Below are 12,224 nucleotides of genomic sequence, written 5' to 3'. Positions count from 1 at the left end.
CTCCGTCAAAAGGGTTCTACCACCTGACCTGCGCGCACATCCCGTCCCCCCGTGGCCCGCCCCAAGACGTTCACCTCACCCCGAACGTAAAGGTAGGCCAGTAGAGCAAAGGCCAAAGGCTCCCGCACCTTGGGGTTGTCCATAACCTCTATGGGAAGGACCTCCTTTAAAAGGGCTACCAGGAGACGGTTTCTCGCCCCACCCCCGGCCAGGAGCACCCGGTCCACCGGACCCACGAACCGCTCATAAGCCAGGCGGATACTGGCGGCCGTAAGGGCGAGGAGGGTCCTGAGGAGGGTAGGAGGGTCGTGGGGCCTCGAGGGGAGCGCCTCGAGGCGCCACACCTCCCGGCCCGTGGTCTTAGGTGGGGGAAGCTGGAAATAAGGGTGGCCAAGCCATAGGGAAAGAGCCTCCTGATCCACCCTCCCCGCCTCGGCCAACTCCACCGCCTTATCCAGGGTGAGGCCCAGGGCCGCCACCGCCTCGTCAAAGAGGCAGACCCCGGGGCCGGTGTCAAAGGCGATCAGCGTGGCGGGATCCCGCCCCTGAAAAGCAGAAAGGTTGGAGATCCCCCCTAGGTTGTGCACGCTCACTCGCTTGCCCTCCTCCCCGTAAAGAAGGAGGTCTGGGTAGGCCACCAGGGGTGCCCCCTGCCCCCCCGCCGCCAGGTCCACCGCCCGGAAGCCGTAGACCACGGGAACCCCGAGGGATTCGGCCAAGTAGCTGGGCTCCCCCAACTGGAAGGTGGCCTCCGGCGGTTCGTGCCAGACGGTCTGGCCCGAAAGCCCTACCAGCTGGGCTTGACCCTGGAACCCGGCCGCCGCCTGGCGGTAAAACCGGCCTAGATCGTGGTGCAGGAGAGCAATTTCCCGCGTTTCTGCGCCTCGCATGGCAGCCAGGATCCGCCGGCGCAGATCCGCAGGATAGGGCACCTCCTGGTAGCCAACAAGGCGGTAACGAAGCTCTCTCCCTCCCCCATAAAACTCCGCCAGAACGAGGTCCACCCCATCCGCGCTGGTACCGGACATCAGCCCGAGCACCCTCATTGGATTACGCCTCCTTTCCCACACCCCACGCTCCCCCCATCAGGGGGGCCCGGGAGTAGCGCAGAAGAGTTCCACCAGGAGCTCGTACCGGTCCCCCCGGTAGCGGCTCTTCACGAACTCCACAGGGCGGCCGTCTGGGAGAAAGCTCACCCGTTCAAGGTAGAGGAGCGGGGCCCCAGGCTCCACCCCAAGGAGGCGGTCCTCTTCCCGAGCAACCACGGCCCGCAACCGCTGAAGCGCTCGCACAGGACGAAGCCCGCGGGCCTCGAGGGCCTGGTAGAGGGAGCCTTCGGGAATCTCCTCCAGAGCCCAAACAGGTAGGGCGGCCCGCTCCAGGGCCATAGGTTCCTCATCGGCTAAGCGCAAACGTTCCAGGCGGAGCACCTCCTCTCCAGGGGAGAGGCGGAGCTGAAAAGCCTCTTCCGCCGTAGCCGGGCCACGTCCCCCCCCAAGGAAGCGGGAAGAGGGAATCAGGCCTAGGGCCCGCATCTCTTCGGTGAACCCTAAAAGGCGGGCACGGAAGGTGGCCCTCCGCGCCACGAAGGTTCCACTCCCCTGCCGCCGGTAGACGAGCCCCTCCTCCTCCAAAACCTCCAGGGCCCGGCGAAGGGTATCCCGCGATACGCCCATGATCCGGGCCAGCTCCCTTTCGGGGGGAAGGCTTGTCCCGTACTCCTTGCGCCAAAGCCCCTCCCGCAAGCGCTCCGCCACCAAGATGTACCTAGGTCCTGAACGGCCCAAGCGCCAACCTCCGTCCGGGCCCCAGGAGCACCTTCCGCGGAACACCTCCGGAAGGACCACCTACCCAGGGTGCCGGCCCTCTTAGCATACCACTTGCATACCAATCGCCTACAGGTTAGACTCAGAGGCATGCGGGTAAGGGCCATCCTCGAGGAGGCTATAGCAAGGGGTACAGTGCCCGGAGCGGCCTTCGGAGTGGTCTTTGCCGATGGTCGCCGGGAAAGCCTCCATCTGGGCCTAGCCCAAAAGGAGCCCGAGCCCGTCCCTTTGGAGGCTGGTACCTTCTTCGACCTTGCCAGTCTGACCAAGCCCCTTTTCACCCTAAAGGAGGTGCTCCGGGCCGTGGAGGAGGGGCTTTTGGATCTGGACGATCCCCTCTCCCTCCACCTTCCTGAACTCCTTTGGCTCAAGGACCACCCTCTTAAGGGCAAAACCATACGGGAGCTCCTGGCCCACACCTCAGGCCTCCCCGCCTGGGAGGCTGTGTACACCTGGGGGGAAGGGCAGAAGTTGAAGGCTCGCCTCCTCCAATACCCCTGGCCCCTGGGGCGGCCCACCTATTCCGACATTGGGTACATGCTCTTAGGCATCCTCTTGGAGCGGGTTCGGGGCAAACCCCTGGGGGAGTTCGCCCTACCACCTGGCCTCACCTTTTCCCCACCCCCAGAGCAGAGCGCAGCCACGGAGCGATGCCCTTGGCGGGGAAGAGTGTTGCGGGGGCAGGTACACGATGAAAACGCCTTTGCCCTTGGCGGAGCCGCGGGGCACGCGGGGCTTTTTGGGACGCTGGAGGGGGTCCTGGGCGAGCTTCAAGCCCTCCTCCAGGGCCGCTGGCTTTCCCGGGCCGCTTGGGAGGAAATGCTCACGCCTCACGGCGAGCGGTTCCTCGGATGGGAGCGAAAGCATCCTGGGTGGCACGGCGGAAGCCTGGCCTCAGGGGGCTCCTTCGGCCATACGGGGTTCACCGGCGTAAGCGTGTTCCTGGACCCCGAACGGGGGTATGCCTGGGCCCTCCTTACCAACGCTGTGCACCCAACCCGGCACCGCCCCTCTATCGCTCCCTTGCGGCGGGCCGTGGGCAACACGCTGGCTGCGGAGGTATCATGACGGAGGAGAAAGCGTTCCGCTACCAAGACCTGGATCGCTGGCCTCCCAGGGAAGCGCTGGAAGCCCTATACGAGGGCCAGCTCCGCGCCCTCTCTGCCCTCAAAGCGGCCCTGCCCTCCCTCGAGGCCGCCGCCAGGGGGGCGGCGGAACGCCTCCGCCGGGGCGGTTACCTCGTCTATGCTGGAGCGGGCACCAGCGGCCGCCTAGCGGTAGCCGACGGGGTGGAGCTCTGGCCCACCTTCAGCTTCGCGCGGGTGCGCTTCTTCCTGGCTGGAGGGGAGAAGGGACTCCTTTCCTCCCTAGAGGGAGCGGAGGACCGGGCCGAGGAAGGGTATCGCCTAGGAGCAGGCCTGGATCCTCAGGATGTCCTGGTGGCGGTGGCCGCCAGCGGCCGCACCCCCTACACCCTTGGGGTCCTCCGGGGTGCCAAGGAAGCAGGGGCCCTCACGATAGCCATGGCCAACAACCCCGAGACCCCCCTCCTACAAGAAGCCCACCACCCCATCCTGCTGGATACCGGCCCCGAGGTGCTCGCTGGGAGCACCCGTCTGGGAGCAGGAACGGCTCAGAAGGCGGCGCTGAACCTTTTCTCCACTCTGGTCATGCTCCTTTTGGGTCGCACCTATGGAAACCTTATGGCCCGCATGCGGGCAGAGAACGAGAAGCTGCGTAAGCGGGGAGCCCAGATGGTGGAGGCCATGGCGGGTGTATCGGAGGAAGAGGCCCTCCGTTTGCTAAAGGTCCATCCCGACCCGGCACTGGCCTCCTTGGTGGCCTTAGGCCTTCCCCCTGAAGAGGCCGAGCGGCTTCTAGAGGAAAAAGGTGTACGGGAAGCCCTCCAGGAGGTGAGGAGGTGAGGCTTTTGGCCTTAGCCCTGGGCCTCGGTACAGCAGCGGCGCAGGCGGGAAGCTTTCTGGTGATGAGCTTTAAGGGAGAAGAGGTTCCCTACGAGCTTTTGCGCCGGGTCCGGCCCAGCGGGGTGATCCTCTACCCATCCAACCTGCGCCGGGATCCTGTGGACCTTGTACGACGCCTGAAGGCTTTTGACCCTCAGCTGGTGGTGATGCTGGACCAGGAGGGAGGCCCCTTTACCACCTACCGCGAGGGGGTGGTGCGCTTCCCCTCGGCCATGGCCCTTTCTGCCAGTGGGGACGAGGGTCTGGTGGAGCGGGTGGGCTGGGCGCTGGGGTGCCAGGTGCGCCGCTTGGGGGCTGACGTGAACCTGGCCCCGGTTTTGGACGTCAACCTCAATCCCCAAAACCCCATCATCGGCCTTCGCTCCTTTGGGGCGGATCCGGAACGGGTGGCCCGCATGGGTCTGGCCTTTGCCCGGGGGATCTTGCGTTCAGGAGCCAAGCCGGTAGGCAAGCATTTTCCCGGCCATGGGGACACGGCCACCGACTCCCATCTGGACCTTCCCAGGGTAGACAAACCCCGGGAGGCCCTGGAGCAGGCGGAGCTCCTCCCTTTTCGCCGCTATGTGGCGGCGGGGATGCCGGCCCTCATGACCGCTCACATCCTCTTCCCTGCCTTGGATCCGGTCCTCCCCGCTACCCTTTCGGAGCGAGTGCTTACCGGTCTTTTGCGCAAGGAGATGGGATTCCAGGGAGCCATCCTCACCGACGACATGGCCATGGGCGCCATCAAGAAGAACTTTGGCGCCGGGGAGGCCGCATTTTTGGCGGTAAAGGCTGGAGCGGACCTCCTCTTAGTGGAGCCCGACGAAAGGGCTCTCCTGGAGGTGCATGCCCGCTTGGCCCGGGCTTTGGGCCAGGAGATCGGCAGGGAGCGGGCTGAGGCGGCGCGGCGCCGCGCCTTGGCCCTGCTGGCTCATAAGGGGGATTGCCCCTTCACCCCTAAGGAGGAAGAAGCCTTGGCCCTCGAGGCCGCCCGGAGGGGAGTGGTGCATCTCTTCGGAAGCCTCCCCCTCCCCGGGCCCGGCACCCTGGTTTTGGGCCTAAGGATCAGTGATCGTTATGGGGCCGAGCCCACCCTTGCCGACCTCGCCCCCACCCACCTCCCAGGAAGCCAGGGGTTCAACCTTTCCGAGAACCCCACCTTGGAGGAAGTGGACCGGGCTGCTTACCTAGCGATGGGGGCAGAACGGGTGGTCCTTTCCACTTACCGCTGGCTAGGGGGGTTCAAAGAGGGGCAGAAGGCCTTGTTCAAACGGCTTGCTGAAACGGGCAAGCCCCTTTACGTGGTGGCTCTGGGCAATCCAGATGACCTGCGGCTCCTGCCCGGGCGGCCCCAAGGCTACCTAGCAACCCACGGCCACCGCGCGGTCCAAGTACGGGCTGCGTTGGAGGCCCTGGCGGGGAAATATACCCCCCGGGGACAATGGGTCTTTGGAGGTGTACCATGAGAAGGTGGTTGAGCGTCCTATGGGTACTCATGGCCTTCGCTACAGCCCAGAAGCTGGTCTTAGCGAGCTGGGGCAGCCAGGAGGAGATTCAGGCCTATCAGCAGGTGATCCGCCTCTTCCAGGAGCGGAACCCGGGGATCCAGGTGGAGTACATCAACATCCCCTCAGGCGAGTACCTGACCAAGATCACGGCCATGATCGCCGCAGGTACCCCTCCAGACGTCTTCTTCCTGAACAACATAGACTTCCCAGGGATGGCCTCGAGGGGGGTCCTCAAGCCTTTGGAGCCCTTCCTCAAACGTGACAATTACCCTACGGGGGACATCTTCCCTGGCATCCTAAAGGCCTTCCAGTGGAACGGGGCCCAATACGGCCTGCCGCGCGACGTATCCAACCTGGTGGTCTTTTACAACCGCAACCTGCTCAAAAAGGCCGGTCTGCCCGATCCCAAACCTGAGTGGACCTGGGACGACTTCCTGCGGTACGCCAAAGCCCTCACCGTGGAGAAAGACGGGCGCCGGATCCAGTGGGGGGTTTCCTTCCAGACCTTCTACTTGTTCTGGCAACCTTGGGTATGGTCGGCAGGGGGGCGCTTCTACAGTCCAGATCACTCCCGCTTCCTTCTGAATAGCCCAGCTTCTCTGGAGGGATTGCAGTTTTATTTGGACCTCCGCTACAAGCATCACGTGGCACCGACCCCCGAAGAGGCACAGGACCGCGGGGCCTTCACCATGTTCCTCAATGGCCAGACGGGCATGATTGTGGATGGCCGCTGGCGAGTGCCCACCCTGAAGGCCCGGGCCAAGTTTGACTTTGATGTGGTACCCTTCCCCCGAGGCAAGGCCGGGAGCATCGTGGACATCGACGGCTCCGGCTGGGTTATGGCGGCCAACACCAAGAACCCCGAAGCAGCCTGGAAACTCCTCGCGTTCCTCGCAGGCCCCGAGGCCAGCCAAATCTTCACCAAAACCGGCCTTATTATCCCTGCTCGGGGCGTGGACGTCAAAAATGTGGAAAAAAGCCTGCAAAGCCTCAAGAGCTTCTTTGTCCCCCCACCGCCTAAGAACCAGCATTTCTTCCTTACAGTCAACAAGACTGCCCGTCCCACCGAAACCTTCGAGCGCTGGAACGAGGCTCTTCAGCTCATCAACAAGGCCCTGGAGCCTGTTTGGCAGGGTAAGGCCGAACTGAAACCCGCCCTGGACGGGGTGGCCCCCCAGGTGCAAAAGATCCTGGAGGAGGTACAGGCCGAGCGGAAACGCCGCTAGCCCAAAGGCCAGGAGCCCCTATGCGCGCCTACTTTCGCTTCCCTATTCTCTTCCTCCTCCCCTCCTTAGCGGGCTTCCTGGCCTTTAACCTTGGACCCATTCTGGTAAGCTTTCTCCTCTCCTTTGTCTCCTATGATGGGTTAGAGCCCCTCACCCTAAAAACCCTTAGGGAACATTGGGTCGGGTTGGCCAACTACCACCGCCTCTTAGAGGATCCGAGCTTCCACCGGGCTTTTTGGAACACCTTCCTCTACGTGGGGGTGGCGGTACCCTTAGAAATCCTCCTGGCTCTTCTCCTGGCCCTGGGCCTGAACCGCCCTTGGCGGGGTGTACGGATACTGCGCACCCTTTACCTCCTGCCTACGGTGACGAGCGTGGTCGCGGTGGGCCTCCTTTGGCGCTGGGTCTTGAACCCTACAGTAGGGCCCGTGAACCTCTTCCTCCGCTACCTTGGGCAGCAACTGGAAGGTCTTTGGCACCGCTTTGGGGCCGAAGCCCCTAGCTGGGTGGTCTGGCTGGCCCGTGAGGGTCCAGGTTGGCTCGCCGACCCCGGTTGGGCCCTTTGGGGGGTGATCCTCGCCTCCGTGTGGGCAGGAGTCGGCCTGAGGATGCTCATCTTCCTGGCTGGGCTTCAAAACATCAATCGGGAATACCTGGAGGCTGCGAGCTTGGACGGGGCCAGCTCCTTCCAGCGGTTCCTCTATGTGGTCCTCCCCCTTCTTTCCCCCACTCTCTTCCTCAACACCCTCTTGGCCATGATCGGGGGGTTTCAGGTCTTCGGCCTCGTCTACACCATGACTGGGGGCGGCCCCTTGGACAGCACCAACGTGCTGATGCTCTACCTGTACCGCAAGGCCTTCGGCACCTTCCCCTTTGAAATGGGTTACGCCTCAGCCATCGCCTGGGTTCTCTTCCTCCTCCTCTTCACCCTCACCTACCTCCAGTGGGTCCTCAGAAGACGTTGGGTTTTGGAGGAAGCGTGAAGCTCTGGACCAAACTCTGGGACGCCGTGGTCTTCCTGCTCCTCCTCCTCGGAGGGCTTACCATGATCGTCCCCTTTCTCTGGATGGTGTCCACCAGCCTCAAGGCCCCAGGTACGGTCTTTGATCTCCCCGTGCAGCTCTGGCCCAGCGAACTCCATTGGGAAAACTACTCCCGGGTCCTCACGACCGTGCCCTTCGGGCGCTGGTACCTGAACTCTCTGATCTTGGCCCTCGGGCTTACCCTTCTCAATCTCACCAGCGGGGCCATGGCAGGCTACGCCTTCGCTCGTTTCCGCTTCCGGGGACAGGCCCTGCTCTTCCTCCTGTTCCTGGCTACCCTGATGATCCCCGTCCACGTCCTCATCATTCCCCTCTTCATCCTCATGCGGAACCTGGGCTGGGTGGACACCTACTACGCCTTGATCCTTCCTGGGCTTTTTGATGCCTTCGCCATCTTCCTCATGCGGCAGCACTTCCTCCAGCTTCCCCGGGAGCTGGAGGAAGCCGCCATCGTGGACGGGGCTACCCCGTGGCAGATCTACTGGAAGGTGGCCCTTCCCCTAGCAGCCCCTGCCTTGGCCACTTTAGGCACCTTCACCTTTCTGGCTGGTTGGAACAGTTTTCTTTGGCCTCTTATCGTCACCAACTCCCTAGAGATGCGCCCCCTGACCGTGGGCCTTGCCGTATTTCAGGGCCAGTTCTCCACGGAATGGACGGTCCTCATGGCTGGCCTCACCTTGGGAACCCTTCCTCCCATTTTGGTTTTTCTCTTGGCCCAGCGGTACTTTATCCAGGGCCTGACCCTGGGAAGCCTGAAGGGATGATAGTTTTAGGAAAGGAGGGATGGTCATGAGGTGGACGATCCATAAGGCTCTAGTCCTTGGACTCCTTGCCCTTGTCCCCGCCCTTGCCCAGGATCGCACCCAGGTCCTGGTGTACGGTGGGGATCTAACCGACCTCATCACCCTGGACCCCCAGCTGGTTTATGAGTTCAGCGGGGTGATGATCGCCGACAACCTTTATGAAACCCTGGTGCGCTTTGAGGGGAACGACCTTTCCACCCTGCGCCCAGGGTTGGCAGAAAGCTGGAGTGTGGAACGGGGCAAAGACGCCTGGGTCCTCACCTTCAAGCTCCGCCGAGGGAGCCGTTTTTCCACAGGGCGTGAGGTCACGGCCAAGGATGTGGTCTATAGCTTTGAACGAGCCCTGGCCCTCAAGGGCCCCGGCTCCTTCCTCTTCACGGAAATCGCCCAGCTCAGGCCTGGAGCCACCAAGGCGTTGGACCCTTATACCGTGGAAGTGCGCCTGCCCAAGACCGCTTCGCCCCAGTCCTTTCTCTCCATCCTCACCTTCACCCTCGGCGGTGTGGTGGACTCCGAGGAGGTGCAGAAGAACGCTAAGAGCGGGGACTACGGAAAGGACTTCCTCGCCAACGCCTCGGCGGGCTCCGGACCCTACCGGCTGGTCCGCTGGGACCGGGGGAGCCAGGTGCTCCTCGAGGCCAACCCCTATGCTCGGGTAAAGCCCAAACTCCCCCGGGTGGTCCTCCGTTACATCCAGGAGCCCGCAGTGCTCCGCACCGCCTTGGAGTCCGGGGAGGTAGACATTGCCGAGGGGCTGACCCCCGAGGCGCTGAGGGCGCTGGCGAACAACCCAAGGTTCAAGGTAATCCGGGCCGAGACCCTGCGCCTCCAGTACTTGGGCATGAACATGAAGGCGGGAAGCCCCTTTGCCAACCCCAAGGTGCGGGAGGCAGTGCGCTGGGCGGTGAACCAGGACGAGCTCATTGAGGCGCTTCTTCAGGGCAACGCCCTTAAGATCCAGACCTTTATCCCCAAGGGGCTTCTGGGGTACAACCCGGCAACCCCCTATAGGTATGACCCCGCTCGCGCCAAGAGGCTCCTGGCAGAAGCCGGCTACCCCCAGGGCTTGGAGTTTGAGCTTTTGGCCAGCACGGGCATCTGCGGCGGCGGCGTGCCCTGTTCGGATGTGGCGGCCAAGCTCCAGGCGGACATGGCCAAAGCAGGGCTTAGGGCCAAGATCCGGACCATCGCCAACGCCGAGCTTCTCAACACCTACCGGGCCCAAAACCACCAGATGGTCCTGGCCGGCTGGAGTCCGGACTTCCCCGATCCCGACGGCAACGCCACCCCATGGGCGGACTACGGTGCCCGGTCCTTGGCGTGGAGGAACAGCTACGTAGATGAAACAGCGGCCAAGCTGGCCCGGCAGGCGGCCCTCGAGCCCGATGTGGCCAAGCGGAAGGCCCTCTACAAGGTACTCACGGAAAAGGTGCTCCGGGATGGCCCCTACGTGGTCCTCTACCAACCCACCCAGCCTATCGCCCTTTCAGCTAAGGTGGAGGGTTTCCTGAAAAACCCGATGATGTCCTCTCCTTTCTGGCAGGTGAGCAAAGTGCCCTAAGGCAGGGCAGGTCCGGAGGCCTACCGTGGCGGGTTACTTGCTTAGGCGCCTCCTCTATGTCCTCCTTGTGGGCTTGGGCGTAACCTTTGTCACCTTCTTCATCGCCCAAGTCATCCCCATAGACCCGGCGGTAGCAGCCTTAGGGGAAAACGCCCGAGAGGAGCAGATTCGGGAGTTTCGGGAGCGGTACGGATTGGACGAACCCCTCCCCGTTCAGTACGCCCTCTACCTCAAGCGGCTCCTTCAGCTGGACCTCGGCCGCTCCCTGCGCACAGGCCGACCGGTGGTGGAGGACCTGAAAGAGTTCTTTCCCGCCACCTTAGAGCTGGCTCTAGCCGCCTTTGTGGTGGCCCTGGCCCTAGGCCTTCCCGCAGGCCTCTGGGCCGCCCTGCACCAAAACCGGATTCCCGACCTCGCCGTGCGCCTCTTGGCCCTTCTTTTTGGCTCCACTCCTGTATTCTTTCTGGCTGTGCTGCTTTTGGATTTGCTCCACCGCAAGCTGGGACTTCTGCCCGGCCCTGGCAGGCTTGACCCCTTCCTTATACCCCCGAAGAGCGTCACCGGGATAATGAGCCTAGACGCGCTTCTCGCCAGGGATTGGACCACCCTTAAGGATGCCTTGGCCCACCTCTTCCTCCCTGCCTTCGTCCTGGGCTCGGCCTCAGCCGCACTCCTCGCCCGCATGGTTCGGGCAGCGGTATTGGAGGTTCTGGCCCAAGACTACGTGCGCACTGCCTGGGCTAAAGGGCTTTCCGAAGGCCAGGTGGTCTTCCGCCATGTCCTCAAGAACGCCGCCCTTCCCGTCCTAACCCTCCTGGGTGGGCTTTTGGGAGGCCTCCTCTCGGGGGCGGTCCTGACCGAAACCGTCTTCTCCTGGCCGGGCCTGGGGCGGTACGTCACCCAGTCCGCCACCAGCCTAGACTTCCCTGCGGTCATGGGGGTAACCCTGCTGGTAGGGGTGATCTATGCTCTCCTCAACCTAGTGGTGGATCTCCTCTACGCCCTCCTAGACCCGAGGATCCGCTATGCCTAGGCCCCTCCGCCGCTTCTTAAGAAACCCCGGGGGGCTTTTGGGACTAGCCCTTCTGGCAGCCATCCTCTTGGTGGCCCTCCTAGGGCCAGCTCTCGTGGGGGATCCCCTGGCCCAGAACCTAGAGGCGCGCCTACAACCCCCGGGGCCTGCCCATCCTCTAGGAACCGACCAATTGGGGCGGGACATCTTGGCCCGGGCGGTCCATGGAGCGCGGATCAGTCTGGGGGTAGGCTTCGGAGTCGTGGTTCTGGCCGTCCTCCTGGGAGTGGGCATGGGCCTCTTGGCCGGGGGGCTGGGTGGGGCTTGGGACAACCTGCTCATGCGCCTCACCGACGTCTTCTTTGCTTTCCCTTCCCTCATCTTGGCCATGGCCATCGCCGCCGCCTTGGGGCCCAATCTCACCAACACGGTCCTCGCGGTAGCCCTGGTTACCTGGCCCATCTACGCCAGGTTGGTGCGAGCCCAGACCCTCGCCCTCAGGGAACGGGAGTTTGTGGAGGCGGCCCGGGCCCTGGGCGCGGGAAGGGGCCGTATCCTCCTGCGCCACCTCCTACCCAACAGCCTAACCCCCGTGTTGATCCAAGCCAGCTACGAGGTGGGCGCGGCCATCCTCACCGCTTCAGGCCTTTCTTTCATCGGCTTCGGGGCCCAGCCCCCCACCCCTGAATGGGGGGCCATGGTGGCCGAGACCCGGAACTACATGGCCGAGGCCCCTTGGGCGGCCACGGTTCCGGCGGTAGGCATCCTCCTCACGGTTTTGGCCTTCAACCTCATAGGAGACGGCCTGCGGGATGCCCTGGACCCCCGGGGGAGGTAGGAGGTGCAGCCCCTTAACCCCGTCTTTGAAGCGGCCCTTCGGGAAGCCCTAGGGCGCTTTCCCACCCCGTTCTACGCTTACGACTGGACCCGCATCGCCACCCAGGTAAAGAGGCTCAGGCAAGCCTTCCCCGAGGCCAGGCTCTTTTACGCCCTCAAGGCCAACCCCCGTCTGGGCCTCCTACGCCGCCTGCGCGCCCTGGGCCTGGGAGCCGAGGCCGTCTCCCTGGGGGAGGTCCTCCGGGCGTACCGGGCAGGGTTTGGCCCCGAGGAGGTGCTCTGGAACGGCCCAGTGAAGACGGAAGAAGCCCTGGGAACGCTTCGGGAGAAGGCCCCTTGGGTGGTGTTGGATTCCGAGGGCGACCTCCTGCGGGTAGCCCGCCTCCTTCCGGGGGCCCGGGTCCTCCTCCGGGTGAACCCGGACCTCCCCGTGGCCACCCA

The 12,224-nt window shown here is 63.8% G+C and carries 11 protein-coding genes and 1 pseudogene; 10 read left to right on the top strand and 2 right to left on the bottom strand.

Annotated elements, in window-relative coordinates; genetic code table 11:
* Window positions 1-5: 5 nt before the first annotated feature.
* Window positions 6-1,046 carry an anhydro-N-acetylmuramic acid kinase gene (locus H531_RS0103900; protein ID WP_022798054.1) on the bottom strand — a complete coding sequence of 347 codons (1,041 nt, stop codon included), beginning with the start codon at window positions 1,044-1,046 and terminating at the stop codon, window positions 6-8.
* A gap of 39 nt (window positions 1,047-1,085) precedes the next feature.
* Window positions 1,086-1,757 (bottom strand): GntR family transcriptional regulator, encoded by a 672-nt coding sequence (locus tag H531_RS0103895; RefSeq protein WP_245540658.1) that lies wholly within the window; start codon window positions 1,755-1,757, stop codon window positions 1,086-1,088.
* 159 nt (window positions 1,758-1,916) lie between these two features.
* Here H531_RS0103895 and H531_RS0103890 point away from each other — a divergent pair, with 159 nt between their 5' ends.
* From H531_RS0103890 to H531_RS0103845, 10 genes and pseudogenes are all read left to right on the top strand, one after another.
* Entirely contained in the window at window positions 1,917-2,894 is a 978-nt protein-coding gene (locus H531_RS0103890) for a serine hydrolase domain-containing protein (protein ID WP_022798052.1), read from the top strand.
* Window positions 2,891-3,751 carry an N-acetylmuramic acid 6-phosphate etherase gene (locus H531_RS0103885; RefSeq protein ID WP_022798051.1) on the top strand — a complete coding sequence of 287 codons (861 nt, stop codon included), beginning with the start codon at window positions 2,891-2,893 and terminating at the stop codon, window positions 3,749-3,751. Before H531_RS0103890 ends, H531_RS0103885 begins: the two co-directional genes overlap by 4 nt.
* Complete coding sequence (locus H531_RS0103880; protein ID WP_022798050.1) at window positions 3,748-5,259, top strand: glycoside hydrolase family 3 N-terminal domain-containing protein; 1,512 nt, start codon at window positions 3,748-3,750, stop codon at window positions 5,257-5,259. Before H531_RS0103885 ends, H531_RS0103880 begins: the two co-directional genes overlap by 4 nt.
* Entirely contained in the window at window positions 5,256-6,527 is a 1,272-nt protein-coding gene (locus tag H531_RS0103875) for an ABC transporter substrate-binding protein (RefSeq protein WP_022798049.1), read from the top strand. The genes H531_RS0103880 and H531_RS0103875 overlap by 4 nt, the downstream gene beginning before the upstream one ends.
* Window positions 6,528-6,547: 20 nt before the next feature.
* Window positions 6,548-7,510, top strand: coding sequence for a carbohydrate ABC transporter permease (locus tag H531_RS0103870; RefSeq protein ID WP_022798048.1), 963 nt, complete (start codon window positions 6,548-6,550; stop codon window positions 7,508-7,510).
* Window positions 7,507-8,334, top strand: coding sequence for a carbohydrate ABC transporter permease (locus H531_RS0103865; RefSeq protein WP_022798047.1), 828 nt, complete (start codon window positions 7,507-7,509; stop codon window positions 8,332-8,334). The genes H531_RS0103870 and H531_RS0103865 overlap by 4 nt, the downstream gene beginning before the upstream one ends.
* 25 nt (window positions 8,335-8,359) lie before the next feature.
* On the top strand, window positions 8,360-9,934 hold the full coding sequence (locus H531_RS0103860) for an ABC transporter substrate-binding protein (RefSeq protein WP_028490629.1): 1,575 nt from the start codon (window positions 8,360-8,362) through the stop codon (window positions 9,932-9,934).
* A 25-nt stretch (window positions 9,935-9,959) separates the two neighbouring features.
* Window positions 9,960-10,967, top strand: coding sequence for an ABC transporter permease (locus H531_RS0103855; RefSeq protein ID WP_028490628.1), 1,008 nt, complete (start codon window positions 9,960-9,962; stop codon window positions 10,965-10,967).
* Window positions 10,960-11,784, top strand: a complete 825-nt coding sequence (locus tag H531_RS0103850; protein WP_022798044.1) for an ABC transporter permease — start codon at window positions 10,960-10,962, stop codon at window positions 11,782-11,784. The genes H531_RS0103855 and H531_RS0103850 overlap by 8 nt, the downstream gene beginning before the upstream one ends.
* A gap of 3 nt (window positions 11,785-11,787) precedes the next feature.
* Window positions 11,788-12,224, top strand: a pseudogene (locus tag H531_RS0103845) (diaminopimelate decarboxylase); the annotation flags it as partial.

Source organism: Thermus islandicus DSM 21543 (genome assembly GCF_000421625.1).
Lineage (GTDB): Bacteria > Deinococcota > Deinococci > Deinococcales > Thermaceae > Thermus > Thermus islandicus.
The sequence above is the reverse complement of the archived record's forward strand: the minus strand, read 5'-3'. Positions and strand labels throughout refer to the sequence as shown.

What these genes read in the sequence shown, in the direction of transcription:
- H531_RS0103900 (WP_022798054.1), bottom strand. Translation starts at nt 1,046, where the DNA reads ATGAGGGTGCTCGGGCTGATGTCCGGTACCAGCGCGGATGGGGTGGAC.
- H531_RS0103890 (WP_022798052.1), top strand. Translation starts at nt 1,917, where the DNA reads ATGCGGGTAAGGGCCATCCTCGAGGAGGCTATAGCAAGGGGTACAGTG.
- H531_RS0103885 (WP_022798051.1), top strand. Translation starts at nt 2,891, where the DNA reads ATGACGGAGGAGAAAGCGTTCCGCTACCAAGACCTGGATCGCTGGCCT.
- H531_RS0103875 (WP_022798049.1), top strand. Translation starts at nt 5,256, where the DNA reads ATGAGAAGGTGGTTGAGCGTCCTATGGGTACTCATGGCCTTCGCTACA.
- H531_RS0103870 (WP_022798048.1), top strand. Translation starts at nt 6,548, where the DNA reads ATGCGCGCCTACTTTCGCTTCCCTATTCTCTTCCTCCTCCCCTCCTTA.
- H531_RS0103860 (WP_028490629.1), top strand. Translation starts at nt 8,360, where the DNA reads ATGAGGTGGACGATCCATAAGGCTCTAGTCCTTGGACTCCTTGCCCTT.
- H531_RS0103850 (WP_022798044.1), top strand. Translation starts at nt 10,960, where the DNA reads ATGCCTAGGCCCCTCCGCCGCTTCTTAAGAAACCCCGGGGGGCTTTTG.